General features: G+C 40.2%; 12 protein-coding genes. All 12 read right to left on the minus strand.

Annotated features, from left to right (window positions below; genetic code table 11):
* Nucleotides 1-140 precede the first annotated feature (140 nt).
* Nucleotides 141-974 (minus strand): deoxyribonuclease IV, encoded by an 834-nt coding sequence (nfo, locus tag CJF29_RS07455; RefSeq protein ID WP_099146279.1) that lies wholly within the window; start codon nt 972-974, stop codon nt 141-143.
* Nucleotides 975-1,174: 200 nt separating this feature from the next.
* A complete protein-coding gene (locus CJF29_RS07460) occupies nt 1,175-3,796 on the minus strand; it encodes a DUF4962 domain-containing protein (protein ID WP_176553112.1) in 2,622 nt (873 codons plus the stop codon).
* A gap of 34 nt (nt 3,797-3,830) precedes the next feature.
* Entirely contained in the window at nt 3,831-5,099 is a 1,269-nt protein-coding gene (locus CJF29_RS07465; RefSeq protein ID WP_176553113.1) for a sugar MFS transporter, read from the minus strand.
* A 142-nt stretch (nt 5,100-5,241) separates the two neighbouring features.
* On the minus strand, nt 5,242-6,183 hold the full coding sequence (locus CJF29_RS07470; RefSeq protein WP_099146281.1) for an ROK family protein: 942 nt from the start codon (nt 6,181-6,183) through the stop codon (nt 5,242-5,244).
* A gap of 45 nt (nt 6,184-6,228) precedes the next feature.
* A complete protein-coding gene (locus CJF29_RS07475) occupies nt 6,229-7,857 on the minus strand; it encodes a Tat pathway signal sequence (RefSeq protein ID WP_004312479.1) in 1,629 nt (542 codons plus the stop codon).
* 67 nt (nt 7,858-7,924) lie between these two features.
* Entirely contained in the window at nt 7,925-9,541 is a 1,617-nt protein-coding gene (locus CJF29_RS07480) for a sulfatase (protein ID WP_008651375.1), read from the minus strand.
* A gap of 53 nt (nt 9,542-9,594) precedes the next feature.
* Nucleotides 9,595-11,595: a heparin-sulfate lyase HepC gene (gene hepC / locus CJF29_RS07485; protein ID WP_099146282.1), complete on the minus strand. Its 2,001-nt coding sequence runs from the start codon at nt 11,593-11,595 to the stop codon at nt 9,595-9,597.
* A 28-nt stretch (nt 11,596-11,623) separates the two neighbouring features.
* Complete coding sequence (locus tag CJF29_RS07490; protein WP_099146283.1) at nt 11,624-12,910, minus strand: DUF4995 domain-containing protein; 1,287 nt, start codon at nt 12,908-12,910, stop codon at nt 11,624-11,626.
* Nucleotides 12,911-13,094: 184 nt separating this feature from the next.
* On the minus strand, nt 13,095-14,768 hold the full coding sequence (locus tag CJF29_RS07495; RefSeq protein ID WP_004305726.1) for a RagB/SusD family nutrient uptake outer membrane protein: 1,674 nt from the start codon (nt 14,766-14,768) through the stop codon (nt 13,095-13,097).
* A 17-nt stretch (nt 14,769-14,785) separates the two neighbouring features.
* Nucleotides 14,786-17,929 carry a SusC/RagA family TonB-linked outer membrane protein gene (locus tag CJF29_RS07500; RefSeq protein ID WP_099146284.1) on the minus strand — a complete coding sequence of 1,048 codons (3,144 nt, stop codon included), beginning with the start codon at nt 17,927-17,929 and terminating at the stop codon, nt 14,786-14,788.
* Nucleotides 17,930-17,953: 24 nt separating this feature from the next.
* Complete coding sequence (locus CJF29_RS07505) at nt 17,954-20,134, minus strand: surface glycan-binding family protein (protein ID WP_099146285.1); 2,181 nt, start codon at nt 20,132-20,134, stop codon at nt 17,954-17,956.
* Between the two features lie 18 nt (nt 20,135-20,152).
* Nucleotides 20,153-22,261: a heparin-sulfate lyase HepC gene (hepC, locus tag CJF29_RS07510; RefSeq protein ID WP_074560495.1), complete on the minus strand. Its 2,109-nt coding sequence runs from the start codon at nt 22,259-22,261 to the stop codon at nt 20,153-20,155.
* Between the last annotated feature and the right edge of the window lie 41 nt (nt 22,262-22,302).

The raw sequence follows: 22,302 nt of genomic DNA on the forward strand, positions 1-22,302 counted from the left end.
TTTTGTTTTTAAAAGAAACCCGTAAGTTCTTTGAAGTTCAAAGGCTTACGGGTACAAAGATATATATAATATTCAACACAACCATAAAATAGTTGAATATTTTTTCAAAATATGTTCTATAACTTGTATTTTCTAATCTTTTATTCCATACTTCTTAACCATGCAATTTCTTCTTTCCATTTACTTTCATCCGGAGTTTCGAGTATTAACGGTATATTATCAAATCTGGAATCTTGCATTAATCTTTCAAAAAAAGCTTTGCCAATCAATCCTTTACCAATGCTGTCGTGGCGGTCAACATGGGTGCCTAATGCTTTTTTAGAATCATTCAAGTGCATACCACGGAGGTAGTTGAATCCGACTTCTTTATCAAATACATCAAATACTTTATCATATTCATTGACAATATCGTAACCAGCGGTATAGGTATGGCAGGTATCGAGACAAACACCTACCCGGTTCTTATCGTTTACCCGATCAATGATATATTTCAATTGCCAGAATTCGCTTCCTAAATTACTTCCTTGTCCGGCAGTGTTTTCAATAACGGCTGTTACACCCTTTGTTTTCTCTAAAGCGAGATTAATGCTTTCTGCGATAAGTGACAGACAATCTTCTACCGATACTTTATTGAGAGAACTACCAGGATGAAAATTTAAAAGTTTCAATCCAAGCTGTTCGCAACGTTGCATTTCATCCAGAAAAGCGGCACGGCTTTTTTGAAGTCCCTCTTCCTCCGGATGCCCCAGATTGATAAGGTAACTGTCATGTGGAAGGATATATTCCGGTTGGAAAACATATTTCTCACAATTCTCTTTGAAGAGACTGATACTTTCTTCTGTTAGAGGTTTACTTACCCATTGACGTTGATTCTTGGTGAATAACGCAAAAGCATTTGCTCCTATTTCGTGCGCATTAATGGGTGCGAACTCTACGCCACCAGAGGCGCTAACATGTGCTCCGATATATTTCATTGTTCTTTCTTAATTTATTTTACTCTGCAAATATAACGTTTTTAAAGGAGTATATGTTTGTAGAGAGAACTCTTCTTGGTTACAATTCATAGGATCATGTACTTTATACTCTGTTCTTTATCTTTTATTCTCTATAAAAAATATCCCGTTATTCAATTTTCTATAAATTGAATAACGGGACAGTTTTTTGGGGGGAGAGATTAAATCTCAAAATCCGGTAAATAGTCTGTCAGGACTTTATTAACCTGTTTCCCTTTTACCTGATCTGTTACCGTCGTTGCACCTTCCTTTTTACCGGCATCGTAGTTTAAGGAAACTTTCTCCACTTTATTACTAACGTGAATAGCGGCTTTTCCTTTTTCCGTAAGGTTGCAAGTGATAGTCCAGTCACCTACTTGAATGATATTGCCTTTGCGAACTACCTGCATATCCGGACGGTTGTCTCCATGTGTATCCATCACAGTCAGGAAACGGGCGGTTTTGCAAGGAACAGTTGTAGAAGAGAAATGCCAGTGATTAGGATATTTCACTGCTTTTCCTTGTGCATTCGTCACATTTTTCCAGTTGGTCGGAGCACAGAAGAAAGTATCTACCATTGCCTGTTCCGTTTTTGCCGAACTGAAAAGATGGGCAACAGAGATACCGCCAGCTTTATTCCTTCCGGTTACTTTCACCTCATCGGTCAGTTCCTGTATTTCCATCGGTAATTCTACAGTATGTAAAAGGTAACTCCATGTAACAGCCTCCTTTCCTTCCAGTTCATCATAAATCACGAAAACTCCGGTACTTCCCAGTTGGATGATATGACGGCGGAACATATTCAGTTTGTTCTCATCCCATCCTTTTTCAGGCGTATATTGCGTACCGGATAGTTCTCCACGTTTCAGCCATAGGGGAGAAGTCACTTTACCATAAGCATTGGAAGCATCTCCTACCATATAAGCGATTTTTTCTCCTTCATACCAACGCGGAATCCAGCCATATCCTTCCGTTCCAATCTTTTGAGTCATTCCATTTACCAAAATGCTGTTGTGTGCACGGGTGTTACGGTAAGAATACATACAATGATCGTCCGTAAAACCTGTACGATGTCCGCTGCTGTAAAAAATGGCTTTACCTCCATAGAATGTATTAAAAGCATTCTGATTGGCCAGTGCATGGGAAGTGGAACCATAAGAACTGGAGCGGAACGATAACATGGCATTCTTATCTATATCTCCCAAAGAGGTATTCATCGTACCGATTCCCGTTTCATTGAATACTTTCGCCATGGGTAGTTCGGCAAGAGTATGTCCTTCTTTGGGGAGAGCTTTCTTGGTTGTACAACGATACCAGGTCAAGTCTCCGGATTTTCCGAGGAAAGTTTTTTCCATGATATCCGGTTCCTTTTGCAGAATGGTACGTACATAAGCGGCCGCCCACGGATTATTACATTCACGTGCCAAGGCATCCGCATAACCTACTCGTGTACCGTTCGGCTTCATCTTGCTTTCATGTGAATTACCTTGTCCGGCAGATTTTGAGAATGGAGGCTGCTGGTAGATGACGTAAAATACATTGTTGTTATACCACGGATCAGCGAAGAAATCGAATCCGCTGATACGGGAGTAGAAAGCGGGAACTTCAATCAATGTGCGAAGATTGACCTGGAAATAGGAATCACCATTGTGCCATCCTCCATCCGCATTGAGGCCCGGAAGACGGGATACCCATTCATTGTAGCAATAATCCACCCAGGTGGAAGCCATCGGTAGCTCACCATACGTAGCAAATGCCGCCATATTCAAGATACGGAAAGTCATTTGCCAGACATGATTATCAGCAATGCGGTTTTCCAAGTGATTGACATATTCATGATAGAACTTCTTTCCATTGTCATGAATCGTTCTTAGGAGTAGTTTTCTCTCATTCGGAGTCAACAGATTGTACCATGCATCATACGCTGAAGTACTCATGGACAGAATAGTAGAACGATTGAAATCTCCGGCAAAGTATTTACTGTTTTTCCAGGAAAGAATTTCGGAAAGCCGCTTTATACCTTCTTTGTAGTATACCTCGTCTTTCGTTAGCAGGTAAGCGCGTACCATGGCTTCGATATTTGCTTCTTCACGGTCTACAATCTTACGACTTTCCCGAATCAGGGCAGAACGATATTGAACAATGTTTGTCAGCTTGACAACCTGGGTTGTATCAATTTCTTCTTCCAGATGTTTCAGCGGGTGGTTCAGGCATTTATCGGCTTTTCGGATATAAGCCTGTGCCTCCGGATTGTTTTTATTCCGTTCGATGATATTATCCCAATCTTCGGTATCAAGCAAGATGCGGGGATGGGTTTGGGGTAATTTGGCTAATACTTCCTGTAGAGAAGGAGGGCTGAATGTACGTATGTGTTCGTCTATATAAAAATGATAAACAGGTGACCATTCTTCTTTTCCTTCTTTGTCAACGTAGGCATGTTGCCAATACCATTTCCCTTTTTCAAAGAGTTTGAATGGGTTGAAAAAGGCCCATTTTCTTTCGGCGGTAATCACTTCCGATTTGAATTCGGGGTCGCGTGCGATACGGATGCGGTAGGTTACTTCCGGTTTGTAGTCCTCTTCTTCAACTCCGTCCAATACGGCACCGAGGTGCGGGAACTTATCCGGCCACATAAAACGCGGAGGATTGACGGTAATATGCTGTCCGTCCAGGGGCGAAGGCGTTTCGCGGACTTCATGCATCAAGGTCTGTTGAGTCAGATGCATGATTCCTTTTTGTGCATACCCGTTGGCGAATAGCAAAAGGGTGAACAAGAGGAAAATAGATATTCGTTGTTTCATCATATAACTTTGCTTTTATTATTCATCGCTTTGTTGTTCAGCGTTGTTTGAACAAATCTTTCAGACGAATAGTCTTGTTATTAATCAGTGGACGTGCCCAGAAACCAATAAAGGTGATATATCCTACGAAAACAAGGATAAAGAGCATACCTGTGCGAAGTGATGTTGCATCTGCCAGCGTACTTACAATCATCGGACCACCGGCACCACCTACAATTGCTGAGCATAGTATACCTGCGAATGAACCGTGGTGCTGTGACGCAGAGTTCAGTGCTAATGAGAATACGATGGAATACATCATGGAGATACTGAAGCCAACAGCTGGGAAAGCAAGCATAGATACTTCTTTACTTCCGAACAATGCTGATAATAATAGAATGATCGTCAGAATTCCGGAAATCTGTAACAATCGTTTGCTGTCAATCAACTTGAGTAGGATCATGCCTACCAGACAACCGGCTGTCATCAATCCCCAAAAATAGCTCACGGCTTGTGCACCGTCTGTTTGCGGGTTAACTCCATGGTATTGGTCCAGGAAGGTACTCATAAAGATTGAAGTTCCTTGTTCCGTGCTTACATAGCAGAAGATTCCCAGGAAAAACAGCCATACATATTTCTGTTTGAATAAAGCCAGATATGAATCTTTAGATCCGCTTTTCTCGTCTTCTTTCAACTCGATTTTGGGAAAACGGGATACACCGACAGCAATCAGCATGACCAATAGCAGGATTGTAAATACCCAATAAAGAGATACCCACGGCATTTCCCGTGGAGTGACATCGGCCAACAAGTCGATAAAGAAACCCTTACCTGCTGTATATGTCGCCGGATTAAGTTCGCGAATCAGATAAGTATATACCAGAGGACTTAGGAAAGAAGCAATGCCAAACATAAATTGCGCCAGTTCGGCGATAAATGCATAGTTTTCTTCTCCTCCTACGGTACGTTGGAGTGGATTCAATACCGTTTGTAACATGGCCATTCCTAACCCGATGATGAAAGAAGAAGCTAATAACATTGGATACGTGTGCATGCAGGCAAACAAGATGGTACCGATGAACGGCATCAGAAACCCACCGAATAATACCGGCTTTTCACCGAAACGGTCAATGAGCAATCCGGCAGGGATAGACATGATGGCATAGGCCAGGAAGAAAGAAGTCGGGATAAATCCCGCCATTGCCAGGTCGCTTAGATTGAAGTTGTGGATAATATCCGGAATGAGTGGACCTAGAATATTGGTGATAAACGAGATGGTAAACCAGAACGCCATAATCAGCGCCAGCATTCCTAAATTTTTTCTCATAATCTTAAATAGTTGATAGTTGATAAATGATAACTGATAGATGGAAGTTGATAATTAATGATGATTGAGTATTTGTATGTTGGAATAACTTTCATTTACTAACTATCATTTATCAACTATCAACTATCATTTATTTTTGTTTTCATTTGAAAAAGAGTGAAGCAGCTCCAATACTTCCGGCCTTGTTTCCAAGAGCGGCAGCTATGATTTGAGTATTCACGGCGCAGTCGGGGATAGCGTAACTGCGGGCTTTTTCACTTACTTTTTGAATATAAAAGTCTCCGGCTTCGGAAAGTCCTCCACCGATCACAATCTTTTGAGGGCTGAAGATATTGATAAACCCTGCAATTCCGTGTCCCAGAAAATCGCAGTGTTCTTCCAGCGATAGTTGTGCAATCTTATCTCCTTGTTTGTAAAGGCGGACGATCAGTTCTCCATTAATCTCTTCATCCGGGTAGGAGATACCTGCGTCTATTATCCGTTGACTGAAACGGCGTACCAAGGCAGAAGTGGAAGCGTAATGTTCCAGACAGCCGACGGAACCACAGGCACAAGGTTCGCCATTGGCAATGAGAGGCACGTGCCCCAGTTCTGTCCCCCGGTTAGCATAACCGTTGAACAATTTGCCATCAATGACTACTGCACCGCCAATGCCTGTTCCTACTGTTAGGAAAACAACATGAGTGGCTCCCTGTCCGGCTCCATACATTGTTTCTCCTAATCCCATCAGATTAGCATCATTTCCCAATAAAGCCGGGAGTCCGGTTTCCTTTTCAATACGGTCTGCCAGATGTATGTTTTCCCAACCGTTGATGTTTTCCGCACCTCCTAGAACAATACGGTTTGTAGAATCTACGATGCCTGGTGTACCAATTCCTATACCATTGATTTTGTAGCCTTGTTCTTGTGCAAAAGCTTTTACCTCATTGATAGCAGTAACCAACTGTCCGATGACAGCTTCTGCTGATACATCGGCTTTCGACGGTAACTTCCCTTGAAAGTAAAATACGCCTTCATTATCAATTAGGGCGTATTTTACAGAAGTTCCGCCAAGGTCAATTCCTATAGCGTATTCTTTTTCCATATCACCAAGTAATACTTAATACATAATACTTAATACTTAAAAAAATCACACTCTTTCTGCCCAAATCGGTGAACTCCAAGCCCATTGTCCGTCACGTTGGCGAACGCGTACATAGTAGTAGTCCGTATCACGTTGCGGGTCTTTATCTTCCATGTAGTGTTCCAGAGTGAAACAGCTTTCCGGCATAGCACGATTGAAAAGGATCGCCTCGCTCAACCAACCGATCATGAAGTGTGAACGTGAACCTTCGAGCAACTCGCCCAATGTATGTTCAAACTTCTTGCCATTGAATTCGGCAATGATCTTACCGTCTTTGGGCATTTCCACATCCAGAATGACGGCTTGCATGGCTGCTGTAGTCGTATTCGGATTCTTGCTGCTATACATATCCAGTTCGGTTTCCTTGTTGCCAACGGATACGATACGGTTGACATGCGTGTGGAATTCAGTTTCACCTTCTTGCGGAGAAGTGAACGCTGCGCCACGGAAACAAGGAGTTACACTATGGATCTGTCCTTTGTCCACGGACAGTTTACCCTGCCAATGTACGTATTTCTCTTCACGATTCCAACCAAAATCAACTTTAACTTTGCAACGTACCGTATCACCTTCCGGGGCAATCGGAGTCAGCGGGCCATTCATGCGAGCTAAAATCTGTCCGTTCTTGACAATATCTACATAGTCGATACAGCTTTCACCTGTAACGTTCAGATAGATACGGCGGCTGTTACCGCGAACCACGTCACCCATGAAAGCGTCGTTGAGGCGGAAGTCGATAATAATTTTATCACCGGTTGCGGCACATACATGGCGGGTGCGGAGAGCTTCCCAAATAGCGTCGCGAGTCAATGACGGAGCCATGACACCGATACGACCGTCGCCATAGCTTCCCGGATAACCGGAATGTTGATCGGTAGAAGCCATGATACCGAATTTGTTGCCTAATTCAAGACCATATTGAATGGTTCCTTCCCATTGGCGCGGACCCATATCGTGTAGATAAGGATAATCTCCCTGATCGCTTTCTGCCAGACCATGACGGGAATACATTTCTACGAATGGGGTAATATCTCCTTCGGTAAAGCATTTCCAGTTGTAACCGCGATAGCCGCCCTGGTAACCCATGTGATGTGGAGTAATAAATACTTTGTGTCCTTTTGCCTTCTGTTTCCAGTCTTCGATAGAAGTACATTCCACAAGCGGTGCGTCGAGATCATAATTCAATGCAACATGGTCACCATGTTCCATGCTGTGGGCCTCGTATCCGACAAAAGTAAGGAATTCACCTTCTTTATTATATTCATTCGTCATTTTTACGTACTTCTCATAACCGCCTTCACGCAAACGTTTGAAAGCTCCTGTGTGATAATCAATCACCCATTTCAGGCGGGGATCATCTGCTCCGGGAATATCCGGCCACATGGCATGAGGAGTGACACTGACAAAATCCAATTGTCCTTTCGCTGCTTCAAAAGCGTCGCGCATGTCGCCGTGTCCGTATGTGATGTTGCAATGGTTATGTAAGTCGCCCCAGTACATTTTGAGGTTACTGGCTGACGGCATAATCTTTTTTGCTTCTTTGCTTCCAGCTGCGCAAGAACCCAGCAAACTGCCTGAAGCTGCCAATCCGAGGAAAGACCAGCCTGTGTTTTTTAAAAACTTTCTTCTATCCATGGTTTTATCTAATTTATTCGGTAAACTAATAATGAAGCATATTAATTCTTATTTATATGTCCTCCTCTTAGCGGTTTTGCATTTGTCGGCGATCACCTTTAAAGAGGACTTTTTCCTTTTCATCCGGGTCAGTATCTTTATACTGCTTTTGAGTGTCCTGAAGTAGCTCCATCAGCTCTTTTTGTACTTTAGCATACTCCGGTTTGCCGAAGACGTTGTTCATTTCTCTCGGATCAGCTTTCATGTCATACATTTCCCATTCGTCAATATCGTTGTAGAAATGAATTAGTTTGAAATCTTGTGTACGGATGCCATAGTGACGTTTTACAGAGTGTTCTGCAGGGTACTCGTAATAATGGTAATAAGCAGCTTTACGCCAGTCGGCCGGGGTTTTGCCTTCGTTGACCAATATCGGTTTCAAAGAAGCTCCTTGAATATCTGACGGGATATCTACTCCGGCAAAGTCGAGGAAGGTAGGAGCAAAGTCTACATTCATGCTGATTGCATTACTGGTACTTCCTGCTTTGATTGCTTTCGGGTAACGGATGATAAGAGGCATGCGCTGACATTCTTCATACATGAAGCGTTTGTCAAACCAGCCATGTTCTCCAAGGAAGAAACCCTGGTCGGAGGTGTAGACAATGATTGTATTGTCCAGTTCACCAATCTTTTCGAGATAATTCAGTAGTCGGCCGATATTTTCGTCTACTGCCAGAACCGTAGCCAGATAATCGCGCATATATTGTTGATATTTCCAGCTGATTAAAGATTTGCCTTTCAAGTCACCTTTGCGGTATTCGGCAATGCGCCCGGCGTATACAGAATCCCATTTATCCTGAACTTCAATAGGCATACGTTTATATACACTATAAAGACGGTTGGTTGTATCTTTCAGCATCTCTTCACGAGTCATCAATTTGAGATCCCAGTCGTTTGTCAACGTGTGCTCGATAGACATATCCTGCTCGCGAGCAGCTCTTCCACGACCTTCGTAGTCGTCGAACAGATTAGCCGGTTCCGGAAAAGTTGTATTGTTGAATATGCCCAAATGGCGGGGAGCGGGCATCCAGTTACGGTGTGGGGCTTTCTGGTGATACATCATGCAGAACGGTTTGTTCTTGTCACGTCCTTCAAGGAATTTAATTGCTTTGTCGGTAATAATATCCGTAGCATATCCTTTTTCTACGATATGTTTTCCGTCTTCCCAGAAATCAGGATCGTAATAGTCACCTTGCTCATGTTGGCCGCTAAGGATACTCCAATGGTCGAAACCTTGCGGTTCGCTGATGAGATGCCATTTGCCAATCATGGCAGTCTGGTATCCGGCTTGCTGAAGAAGTTTGGGGAATGTCTGCTGATCGCCGTTGAATGTACTTGCATTATCGGTAAAACCATTTTCGTGACTGAACTTGCCGGTGAGGATGCAAGCGCGCGAAGGTCCCGAAAGAGCATTGACAGCGTAACAATTATCAAAGCGAATACCTTCATTGGCAATCCGGTCCATATTAGGAGTTTGAATCAAATTTCCTCCATAACAGGACATCGCTTGAGTGGTGTGATCATCCGTCATCATGAAGATAATGTTCGGCTGTCTGACTTCTTCTTTCTTTTGGCTGCTGCAAGAAACGAGACTTAGTGCTGCCAATGGGAGGAGTAGGGTAGAGGAGGTGTAATAGTTTTCCATAATGATAAGAAGCCTCTCCCAAGAAAAGGGGCAGGGAGAGGCTTTGAGGCTTTTTATAGTTTGTATTTTAATGACTGTTTCTTTCCGTTTACTTTCACTTCTACTTCCAGACCGTTTTCATCGAACGCTTTGTTCTTGAATTTAGCGTCAAATTTAGGGGCATCTGCGCTTTTCTTAACCGGGTAGATAACAGTGATGTAACGTACAGCTTCTTCGCCGTCTTTTCTCACGTTGAACGATACATTCATACGTTTGTAGCGTTTGCGATAAGCTGTTGAACACCATCCTGGTTCTTTCTTCATACTCATGCCAGCAGGGCCAAAGCATTGCAGTTTCATATTGCTTCCATCCTCAAACTGTGTCAGGAACGTCATGTCTTCGCGGCTGTTGGCAATTTCTCCTTTCGGCATCTGATAGTGAAGATTGATAGAACCTTTACCGCTACCTGCCATTTCATCTACAATGACAAAGTAAGTGTTATTAACGAAGAAAACAGAACGACGGTGTTTCAGATTCTTGTAACTCGGATTTTCAGTCACTAAAGTCTGGATAGCACCTTCCGGTTGCCATAACTTTGTAACAGATTCTGTTGTCTCGAGATTTTTGTTGTCCAAGGTTACTGTGTTGTGAACACAAGTCTGACGGTGCCAGTTACGTTGTTCCATTACTTCGCCTTCACCGGCGTATACATACGAACCTGAATCCGGGAACAAATTCTTGCCGTTGAACCAAAGTTCAAATGTACCATTATCCGGCTGACAGTGCCAGAAAGCTTTCGGACCTGCCTTTACTACCATTTGGGTAGCATCCATTCCCCATGAATTACGGAATACAAAGAAGCCTGATTTCAGGAAACCTTTAGACATATAATCTGGCAATGTACCTTCTTTTCCTTCTGTGGCAAAGTATTTGATTGCCTGGTTCTTCGGGAACAGTTTGCTCCATGACTTGTAGTTTTTCACCATTTCTTTCTTTGTTGTCAACTTGGCGTCGCTGAAACATGGATTGGTGTAATCAGGGAAAGAAATGTTTGCATAGAACATAATCATGTTTTCAATGGTATCCAAATAATCTTGAGGGAATTCCTTACGGAATCCATTAGCATCTGCGATACCTAAGGCTTTACAGAAAATGTTAATAGCTGCCAGATGATAATGTGGGTCAAGTTCGAACTGTCCGCCATCTTCGTATACCTGTACGTGAATTTCACGGTTCAGAATGTCGATACCACTTTTTCTCCAAGCCGGAGCCTCTTTGAATTCAGGGAAAAAGGCACCTGCATAAATCATGCGTTGAGCTTCAAACAGTAAATGGTTGCCTTGATCCGAGTAATTAGCAAGGATATGTACAGCATGTTTGTAATAGTTCACCAGGAATTTTGTCAGGAAGTCCGGAGTGAAAGAAGGGGAGGGAAGGAATAACTGGAATTGTGAAGTCTGGTCTTGCAGACGATTACTCACTTCCAGAGGACGCCATGCAAAACGTACGTTTTCTACTTCACCTTTGATTTTTCCATCACTTACCAGCTCATATTCTTTCTTGTCCATCTTCACCAACGGATTCTTTTTAATCCAATCGATATACTGGTGTGCCCATTCTTTAGCATATTTTTCATCACCGGATATGCGGTAAGCTTTTCCCATCGGAGTGAACCATTTGTGACGATGCAACTGCCAGCGCAGCTCATTATCTTTCACCGGCCAGTATTGCCAGTTGATATCTTCTCCATAATTGTAAGAAGGTTGATAACCTTTATGTACGAAGAATGTATGTTTCAATCCATCATCTGCCCATTGCTGTTCTTCTTTGCTGATGGTCACTTTGTTCAGATTAATATCCGGAGTTTTTACGTTGGTACGTGCACGGTAATAGTCCAGTAATGCTTTGGCAGCATCCTCATCTTTACCCTCCTGATGCAAAGCTTTTACTTTCTCCAGTCCCGGATAATCCAGGTTAAGGAGAGAAAAGACTTCGCTTTTCAGTTCTTGGGCGTAACCCTTGCTTACGAAACATGCGATTGCAAGCAAAATGATGTACTTTAAAGTTTTATTCATGATATAATAGGTGTTATAATTTTATGTATTAGATATCTTTGTAGTTGATACCTTTCAGATCCATGAATCTCTTTAATGCTTCCAGATAATAGTAGTCAGCATAGTTCAGTGGAGTGTCGATTTCAGAACCATTGGGTAGTGAACCTACGGAGTGCATCAAAATGAATCCTTGATTGTCACCCACTTTTGCGAGATATGCATCACTTGACAGATTCTTCAGAATCTTTTCCGCATAATCCAGATATTTCTGTCCATCGGGAACCATTGTGCTTAGTTCGATCATTGCAGAAGCAGTGACAGCAGCAGCAGATACATCACGTGGAGTTTCTTTGGTTACAGGAGCATCATAATCCCAATAAGGAATAGCGTCGTCTGTTTTTACGCGATCCATAATCATATCGGCTATATCCTTTGCAAAGTTCAGGAAGATACTATCATTTGTTTCGCGGAAACAAGCGGTGTATCCGTATACAGCCCATGCCTGTCCGCGTGCCCATGAAGAATCATCGTTCTTGCCTTGGTGGGTTTGTTTCCGTTCTACTGTACCATCGCTGTTATAGCTTACTACATGCCAGCAAGTATAATCCGGGCGGAAGTGATTATGCATCGTTGTCATGGCATGTTTGATAGCGATGTCTTTATATCTATTGTCGCCTGTTGCTTTTGCTACATTGAACAGAAGATCAAGGTTCATCATATTGTCGATGATAACCGGGAAGTTCCATGTTCCGAAATCCCATGAACGGATAGCACCGATAGAATCATTGAAACGACCGCAGAGGTTATCGGCAGTTTCTCTCATCACAGCAGCGATGGTATCGTTAGGTGAGAGACGTTCTGCATTGCCGTAGCTACAGTTGACCATAAATCCCAAATCATGTGTACCTTTATAATAGCGTACCGGATTCAGAAGATTGGTATATTCGATTGCTTGAGTTTTCAGTGTATCGTTTCCTGTCAGTTCGTATGCATACCATAATGAACCGGGGAAGAAACCGCTTGTCCAGTCATAAACGTTACAGAGCCGACGTTTGCCTAATTGCTCGGCAGTAGGTTGTGCACGTAGGGAATCTTTAAATGTTAATGAATCTCTTTCCAACTGACGGCAAAGGAAATCCATGTCATAGCCGGTACGGATGGAACGTGGCAACATCCCTGTACCACTAACTTCTTCAGCAGAAAGTTGTAATTGGGCAGAAGCTACATCCAGTCCTTTTTTTATCCAACTGTAGTCTTCCTTTGGGGTTATCTGGCACGCCGCAAGTGCAATACTAACCGAAGCAAAGAGAACAAGTTTCTTTTTCATGTTATTCATTTTAAGTAATTGTTTTTAGAAGTTTTGTACTGATGCAAAAGTAACCGAAAGACTAAACTTTCCGTTGCAGGATTGTCTAAAAGGTGTTTGAACCTTGCTTTTCAAGTTTTGATTTTGTTGAAAATGGTTTTAAATTTCTCCAATATGCCCTATCTAAGGCATATTGGAGAAGATTTTATTTAAATTACCACTTAGGATTTTGATTGAATAAAATACATAAGTCCATATCTCGTTGTGGAATAGGGAATAACTCATGTTTACCATTAATTGTATATGTTGCCACAGAATAATTAGGAGAGCCAGCACTTTCCCACCAATAACCTAATTCTTTCGCAGTTTCTTGTATGGTATTATAATAAATGCCCCAACGAACTAAGTCCATACGTCGATGACCTTCGAATGATAATTCATAACTACGTTCTTTACGAACTGCTTCACGGAATCCTTTTTCATCAAGCCCTTCTGTTAAATCACATGTACTTGTATTGCCCGGGTTACCATAACCACGACGACGTACTGCATTAATAGCATTGTATGCATCGGTTGTAGGACCATGTTTCCATTCATTCAATGCTTCAGCATATAGCAACAATACATCAGCATACCGTAAGAAGTACCAATTTACATTTGATTTATCATTGTTAATGAAACTGTTGGTTGTTACATATTTCTCAATATCCCATTTAGCTGGGGTATAATTCTGTTTATTTTTTTGTGCTTTTGTCGGATCTGCGTCTTTTGCAGCTGCACTTTCTTCTGTGTCACTAGCACTGGCTGCCCAAAGAGTTTTCTTTGTGTCAGTATATTGGTAGTTGGCTACGGACAAATCACGACGAATATCAGCTGCATTCTCTCTCCAGTCAAGTACAAATGTATGAACTACCTTTACGTTAGCAGCACAACTTCCACGAACACCGGCAATTGCAGTAGTTTTTACCCCATTCCATTTACCGATACGCCCTACTGGATCACTATTACCAGATACGGTTGGTGAGTAAAACGAAATTTCAATTAAGCTTTCAGTAGGATCCCAAACCCCATTACAAGTATTTTTCCATAATTGCTCATAATCTGTTAGTAGTCCATGCTTTCCTGATTCGATTAGGATACGTGCAGTTTTGGCTGCGGCCTCCCATTTGGATGTATCTTTCACAGGAGCTCCTGCCCAAGTTGCATAGACTTTAGTAAGTAATCCTAGTGCTGCTCCTTTTGAAAAACGGTATTCATTACTTTCACGATATTGGTCATCGACTGCATATGGTAATATATCAGATGCATATAACAAATCATCTTCAATGTACTCATATACTTTTTCTGGAGCTGATTGTACATATGTTGCTGGATCCTGATTAGACATTTCTGTACTGGTCATCAAAACTACATTCCCAAATCGTCTTACTAACTCAAAATAAAACATAGCTCTTAATGCCCTGGCCTCTGCAATATATATGGTGCCCAGTTTCTTATCAGTGCTAGTATAGGATTCAATTTTGTTAGAAATACGTTCTAAAAAATCATTAGCCCTGTAAATACCTGCATAAAGTGCAGCCCATGTTTGCTGTACTTCTGACTGTGTTGTAGGGAATGAGTTTGTAGGAATTATACGGAAGTTCTCATTTCCACTTCCTTCTACCTGTGAGATGTCTGTTCCTAAATTGAATAGTATGGATAAATGATAACCATACATAGCATCCTCAATAGTTGTACGGTATACGCCAAGTAATACATCCTTTGCTTCATCCGCATTGTTCATATAATTTTTCTTCTCTACTTCAGTTCTGGTTTCTTCCTCCAATGAACAAGAAAAAGGAAGTAAACACATTACTGATATGGCTATATAGTATATTATCTTTTTCATATTATATTTTTTGTGGATTAGAATTGAAGATCAATACCAAATGTAAATACTCTACTCTTCGGGTAGGCACCCCAGTCTAGTCCTGGAGTCATAGGATTGCTGCTTGCACTATTAACTTCCGGATCATAACCGCTGTATCCGCTTATGCAGAACAAATTCTGACCTGTTGCATATATGCGAAGCTTAGATGCATGGAATTTACGAGTCCATTTGTGTGGCAGTGTATATCCTAAAGTTATATTTTTTAAACGTAGGAATGAGCCATCTTCTATAAAGCGGGAATATACATCATTAACAATATATCCATCCTGTGAAGGAACTTTATTTGATGCATTTGTCGGACTCCAACGATCAGCAACTTCAGCCAACATATTTCTACGACCACTTCTAGATTGTGTAGCATATAAACGGGTAGCATTATATATGTCATTTCCATAATTGAACTGGAACATGAAACTGAAGTCTATACCTTTATAATTAAATGTATTTGTAATACCACCATACCATTTGGGCATAGCATTACCAATAACAGTACGGTCATTAGTAGTAATAATGCCGTCGCCATCCTGATCTTTATATTTCACAACACCTGGCTTAACAGTACCATATCGTGCATTATTCGTGATTCCTTCTTTTAGAATCAACTGATTGTCAGGAGTTGTATAAAAATCAGAACTTTGATAAATACCGTCAAATTCATATCCGTAAATAAGACCAAGTGACTGTCCGACTGTGGCAATATAGTCATATGCAGTAAAGTTACTGTCGAATCCAGAACGTGCATACATCGACTCTACTCCTGAAGCTAAGCCCTTCAACGTATTTTTGATAAATGAAATGTTGAAGTTGGTCTGCCAAGTAAAGTTACGTGTCTGAATATTAGTAGAGTTAAAACTTAGCTCAATTCCTTTATTCTGAATTTTACCAATATTCTGCATTTGTGAATCGAATCCAGTAACATGTGCTAATGACTGTGCTAATAATAGATCTTTTGTATCTTTGATAAAGAAATCAGCTGTAACATTTAATCTGTTGTCAAAGAATCCTAAATCGACTCCTAAGTTAACACTGCTTGCGCCTTCCCATTTTAAATTAGCATTTTTCAATTGTTTGGGAGTTAGGACAGTAACAGTGTTGTTGCCAATCCCATATTTGTTTGCTTCATATAAATCCATGGAAAGATAATTGGAAATACGGTCATTTCCTACAATACCCCAACCTAGACGGACTTTAAAATTAGATACCCATTCAACATCTTTCATGAAAGCTTCTTCCGAAACACGCCATGCGGCTGAAAATGAGGGGAAGAATCCCCACTTATTTTTGTTAGAGAATACAGTTGAACCATCGGCACGTACTGTAGCTGTAAATAAATACCGATTATCATAGTTGTAGTTTCCACGTGCAAAGAATGATAGAAGCGTTTTTTCGCTGTAACTACTTTCAACTCTACTCGGAGTAGCTCCCAGTCCCAGATAGTCATTGCCTAAATTATCAAAAGGGAAATCCATTGCTTCACCTAGTAAATATTCTGTGCTTTTAAAAGAAACTTCATGACCTAACATAATGTCATAGTTGTGCTTTTTCACCTTCTGTTTCCAAGTAAGGTTGTTGGAGTTTGTCCATCGTACGTCACGTCCCATTTGGGTGCGTCCATAAGGTTTTTGACCGTTACGGTATGCTTCTTTTGAACCATCTTTGTAGAATATATCTGTACGATTGTTGGTTGTATTGTAGGTCCCTGCGGTCTTGAATGTCAGTCCTTTAATAATTTGCCATGTTGCCGAAGCATTTCCGGACCACATTTCTGCACGTTTGTTATTTGTTACTGACTCGGTTTGCTTAACCGGGTTCACTTGAGCTAAACTTTCACCAGATTCGAGCATTTCAGGGTCAATGGCTGAAGCAAGGAGTTCTTCATCTGTCAGTTTTAGTCCACCGGTGGGACGGGCACTTAAAATTTGTGCAAGCATATTGAAGCGTCCAGAATCACCGGATGTACCTACACCTTCACGGTTTGTTAATGCATAGTTGACAGTAAAATTAAAAGAAAGACTTTTACTTAATTTCTGATCAAGACGGAATTTACCTGTTGTTTTATTAAAACCACTATTTTTGAAAATACCATTTTCAATATAGCGTGAGAATGATGCATTATATTTAGTATCTTCCGTACCTCCCATGATTGATAAACTATGATCTTGTGACCACGTTGGATTGAATGTTTCATCTTGCCAGTTTACACCGCTTACACCAATATAGTCATCCAGAGATTGATAACGATAAGGGTTTCCATCATCATCATTTCCTGTTTTAAAGTAACTGTCTGAGTATTTAGAGTTTACTTCTCCTTGTAATTTAACGAATTCATATGGAGACAGGACATCTAATTTCTTTGATATTTTACGATAACTAGCTGAACCATTATAGTTAATAATAGGTTTCCCTATTTTTCCAGATTTAGTGCTAATCAATACGACTCCATTTGCTGCACGTGCACCATAAATAGCTGAAGAAGATGCATCTTTCAGAATCTCAATAGATTCAATGTCAGAATTAGACAGATAGTCAATGTCATCTACTTCAAAACCATCGACAATATAAAGTGGAGAGGAATCTCCCGTCAGAGTTCCGACACCACGGATATTAATACTGAAACCTGCACCTGGAGTACCATCTGTTGATGTGATTTGCACACCTGCGATTTGTCCTCCTAATGCGCCTGCCACTGAACTGGTTTTAAATCCTTCTACATCTTTGGCTGCTATAGAAGCTACGGAACCAGTTAAGTCACTGCGTTTCATTGTGCCATAGCCAACTACAACTACTTCATCTAGAGTTTGGTTGTCAGGAACCATTTTAATGTTGACGGTAGGTTGACCGGTAAATTTAATTTCCTGTGTTTTGTATCCAATATATGAGAATGTAATAACAGCACCTTTATTGGCTTTAATTGTATAATTACCATCAAAATCAGTTATACTTCCTGTTGAAGTTCCTTTTACTTGTACAGTAGCTCCGATGAGAGGAGTATCTGTTTCGTCTACAATAACACCTTTTAAAGTGGTATTCTGCGCATATAGGTTGATCGTTAGGATCAGTGTCAAGAGGGTGAACCACCCTCTTACGCTAATTGATTTTATAAAATTTATATTGTACATAACGAGTATTTTTGTATGTATTTATTAGAATTTAGTATCAAACCAGATAAACATAGGAGAAACACGTGCTCCACTAGCAGCTCCTTGAGGATCTTCTCCTTTGACGCTGTAAGTCATTTGACCAATCATTGCTCCATTAGCATTGCCATCTTTTGTGCGCCACATATTAGGATTAATATGTACCTTGAAGTCGGTTTGATCTATGTATCCTAGAGGTTTACTCAAATCTGTTATATTCTCGAAATATGAGACTGGCTGTCTGGATACACCTGCAGATATGCTATATGAACTCCATAAGGTAGATAAGAAATTGTCAACACCTTGTTCTAATTGACCACTTATATGTGAATCGGGACCTGCTATGTTATAGTAGAAGAAATCACGTCTATAGTCTAATCTGAATGTTGATTTGTCTACACCGGTTCCTAAATTTGGAGCTTCAGATATACCACCTTTCATCGGATTAACTTGGAAGACAAATGGAGTATATTCCAGTTGTACATTATTATCTGATACAATAGAGAAATGGAAGAATACTGGTTGACTCACAGAAACTGCAGTTTTTCCCTCTCCAGCTGTAGCTGTAACCATAACCATACCACATTGTCCGGCTTTTAAACCTGTGATAGTGATTTGTCCGGTAGTGACATCAATAGTAGCATTTGTATTTTTGGGGTTATGTTTCAATTCAACCTCCCATTTCAATGATTCCAATCCACCTGGCGCATCTGTTGAAATTGGCGTAGGTTTGACTGTGTTGAGTTTAGCACCAGCTGCAATTCTAAATTGATCAGCGTAGTTCTCTATTGGCTGTAAGTTTAGATTGTTTCCATAACGGAAGAAGGTGAAATAATTCGGATTTTCTATAATCTTCAATGTAAATGTCGCAGTTTCTGAACCTTTGGTATTTGTTGCCATCACTTGAATAGTATACTGTCCGACAGGAATAGTATTACCTTTCTTAATAGTGATGTTGCCATCCAGATCAAGATTTAATTGTCCTTGAAGTTCAGTTGCGAGGTCTACGAACTCATATTTCACTTCATCACCTTTAAAGTTGTCATTCTTCTGAATATCAATTTCTACAGCTTGGACTTCTTCTACATTAGTATATCCGAAATTGGCTATCGGCTCTATAAATTCAACTGCATTTAATGTGAATACATTTTCAAATACAACCCCTTCTGTCGAGAATTCGTTTATAACTTTGACACTGATTTCGTATTTTTCTCCATCTTTGAAACCATGATGTGCAGCCACAGACAATACTCCAGTTGTTGGATCTATAGTAATTTTGTCTGTACTTGGGCTTATTGAACCGATGCTGTAAGCCAACCCTTCTGTAGAACCCTTCAGCACTGGTGAGTTGCTTTGGAAAGTTGTTTCCGGACTAAGTTCTCCCTCTTCTTCTATTTTACCTTCATTGGGAGTATATGTTAGAGACAGAGGTCTGGAAGTGACATTAATTTCCAATGCATTTTCAAAAATACCCATTTCAGGATCTTCTCCAGTCGCTGCAGTTGTTAACTTAAATGATAAGATGTATTTACCAGGTTGGATATTCTGCTTACCTTTGATTATTGATATTTCACCGGTTTCCGAAACTGTAAAATAAGTGTCTGTGTCTTCTATTATAGTTTCATTCCATACAACGGAAGCAATTGTGTAGTTGGTAATGGAAATATGATTACCTTCCGTTGTTATTTGTGAGGTCGGTAATTCTTGACTGCTTTCTGTATCAATAATATCTGCATATTCTACCTGAAGTTTTTCAGGAATGGCTTTGATACCATCTGGTACAGGTTTCATCATGTTGATTTCTACAATATCTGCATATTCGTATCTGTTACCATTAGAATAGCAAGAGATAGATAACTTGTACAAGCCTACTGGAGTATTGCCTGTGCTATTTAACGTGATTTTTCCTGTTTCTGAATCAATGGTAAAGATATTGTCAGAAAAGGCTTCTCCATCGAGTGTTATTTTGGTAATAGTAAAATCGTATGGAGTACTACCTTTGTAAGTCGGACTACTGATAACTCCTGTCATGGAAGGTCCGATATCAGTCATACCTGTGTAGTAAATAGTAAACTTCGTGGAGTCAGTGGTTTCCGTATCAGTACAAGAACTATTGACTACTGTCAATATGATTACTATGAGTGTTCCTAGTAATCTTGAAGTAATGTTTAGTAATTTAGATCTCATATTTTAAGAGTTATTAGTTTATAAGGTATATGATAATGGGTATATAGTTCCTCCTACGTTTACTTCTATAGATACGCTATTTTCACTATATCCGTTATCTGTGAAATGAGCAGATATGTTATTTATATCAGTACTTTTTTTAACTGGTATGATAACTGTGATATAACGTGCTGTTTCATTAGGTTCTTTATTCATATCTATAGTATATGATTGCCGGTCATTATAGTTACCATCAACAAGATATGCTATGCGTCCTGTAAAAGGTGAACAGGTTATCTCCTTATTGGCAAAAGTGCGTACAATGATATTATTGTCATTGCTAAATGCTGTATGAACACCGTTTTCTTCTTTGTCCATAACTACTTCCGTACTACTACCTTCGCAAAGATTAAAGCTTAGATTTACAGTACCTTCAGCACTTCCAATACCTTCGTCTACCAGTACGAAAAATTCTTTATTTACATAAAATACAGCACGACGGTGTTTTAAGTTGTCATATCCTTGATTCTCAAATACAACAAGTTCTGTTGCACCTTCTTCAGATTTTAAAAGTTTGCCCTCGGCCTTTTTTATGTTTTGCTTCCCTAATGATAATGTATTATGCTTATCAATACCGCGAAACCAATAACGTAGTGTGTTGTCACCACCAGTACTGTAATAGGTACATACTCCTGAATCGGGGAAAAAATTACGCCCATTGTGATAAAGTTCAAATGTTCCATTATCAGGTTGATTATGGCTGTATGCACTGATAGAATTGGAGGCATCATTACTTTTATTATTACTTAAAATCATGACAGTAGAGCCATACGTCCAGCCGTTACGTAATACGTAATATCCTGCCTGGTCAAATAATTTCATATCGTTATTAGGCGTATGTCCTTGGGGAGTACCACCGTTACCTGCTGTTTGCATGTATTTAAGTTCCTCACTGTCAGGGAACATTTCTACATATTGCTTGAAATTTGTATTTTTAAGTACATTACGCGTTCGACTCCATGAATCATTAAACATGGGGACTATATTATCAGAGCCTTTGCTAAAATAGTTGGGATAAGTGAAATGCATTACTACTTCAGCTGCTTTGCGAAGCGGTTCTGTAAAATTACTAGGCAGTTTACTGGAGAGTTGGTTTGCCTCTGCTAATTTCATAGCCTCATAGAAATCTGCTACAATGCCTATATGATAATGAAGAGACATTTCTTTATGCCATCCATCACTCATTATCTGATTTTGTACTTCTTCACTGAGTATTTGGTAACCAGTTTCCATCCATTTTTCAGCATTTTTGAATTCCGGCATTAATGTTCCGGCGGTTGCCAGTGCATTAGCTTGTGATATCAGAATATTACCTCCTGATTCATAAGGATAATCAACAAGAAAGTCTGCTTGCTCTGCAAACTCTACTAAAAAAGTAGTAAGCCATTCTGGTGTGAAATTAATAGAGTTTTTGAAATATTCCAGTAATTGTACTTGATCATTGATACGGGTTGCTACTTGCAATTGCCACCAAGACGTTGTGTTTGTACCGCTTTCCGGTTTAGGATTTTGGTTTATCCAATTATTATATACCTCAATCCATGATTGAATGTATTTTTCACTTCCGCTAATTCGATAGGCTTTAGCCTGTGGAATAAACCATTGATGGCGATGGAGCTGTTTCTGATACTCATCAGAGGCACCTTCTGGAGAAAATGTCCAATTAATCGTTCCATCTTTCTTTAAAGAATATGGTTTCAATGTTTCTTGATCTTCGTAGAAATTGTTTACATGAAAGCGATAGTCTTCCAATGCATAATCCGCTTTTGCTTGATCTGCTTCCGAGATTGTTACATTAATTAAGGACAAATTGGGATTAGTAACATTGGTTCTTGTTCTGTAGTATTCCAATAAAGCATTGGCCGCGTAATAATATTCCCCTGTTTCATAGAATTCTTTCACTTTTTCTAATCCGGGATAATTAAGGTTGATAATGTCGAATACGTTGGTATTTACAACATCATTGGGCTTAGAATCGGGAAGTAGATCTATATCTACATTTCCTCCGGTTAATAGATCGTCGTCATCGTCTGCGCATCCTGTAAAAGTGAAAAGCGCACATAAACAAATAAAGAAGATGTTCTTCATACTTTATTAGGTTTTTAATTATTAAAAGTATATTTTACTGT

It is taken from the genome of Bacteroides celer (assembly GCF_002632415.2).
Taxonomy (GTDB): Bacteria; Bacteroidota; Bacteroidia; order Bacteroidales; family Bacteroidaceae; genus Bacteroides.

Excerpts from the sequence above, each read along its gene's own strand:
- CJF29_RS07480 (WP_008651375.1), bottom strand. The coding sequence starts at position 9,541 with ATGGAAAACTATTACACCTCCTCTACCCTACTCCTCCCATTGGCAGCA.
- CJF29_RS07460 (WP_176553112.1), bottom strand. The coding sequence starts at position 3,796 with ATGATGAAACAACGAATATCTATTTTCCTCTTGTTCACCCTTTTGCTA.
- nfo (WP_099146279.1), bottom strand. The coding sequence starts at position 974 with ATGAAATATATCGGAGCACATGTTAGCGCCTCTGGTGGCGTAGAGTTC.
- CJF29_RS07500 (WP_099146284.1), bottom strand. The coding sequence starts at position 17,929 with ATGTACAATATAAATTTTATAAAATCAATTAGCGTAAGAGGGTGGTTC.
- CJF29_RS07470 (WP_099146281.1), bottom strand. The coding sequence starts at position 6,183 with ATGGAAAAAGAATACGCTATAGGAATTGACCTTGGCGGAACTTCTGTA.
- CJF29_RS07490 (WP_099146283.1), bottom strand. The coding sequence starts at position 12,910 with ATGAATAACATGAAAAAGAAACTTGTTCTCTTTGCTTCGGTTAGTATT.
- CJF29_RS07495 (WP_004305726.1), bottom strand. The coding sequence starts at position 14,768 with ATGAAAAAGATAATATACTATATAGCCATATCAGTAATGTGTTTACTT.
- CJF29_RS07505 (WP_099146285.1), bottom strand. The coding sequence starts at position 20,134 with ATGAGATCTAAATTACTAAACATTACTTCAAGATTACTAGGAACACTC.
- CJF29_RS07465 (WP_176553113.1), bottom strand. The coding sequence starts at position 5,099 with ATGAGAAAAAATTTAGGAATGCTGGCGCTGATTATGGCGTTCTGGTTT.
- hepC (WP_099146282.1), bottom strand. The coding sequence starts at position 11,595 with ATGAATAAAACTTTAAAGTACATCATTTTGCTTGCAATCGCATGTTTC.
- hepC (WP_074560495.1), bottom strand. The coding sequence starts at position 22,261 with ATGAAGAACATCTTCTTTATTTGTTTATGTGCGCTTTTCACTTTTACA.
- CJF29_RS07475 (WP_004312479.1), bottom strand. The coding sequence starts at position 7,857 with ATGGATAGAAGAAAGTTTTTAAAAAACACAGGCTGGTCTTTCCTCGGA.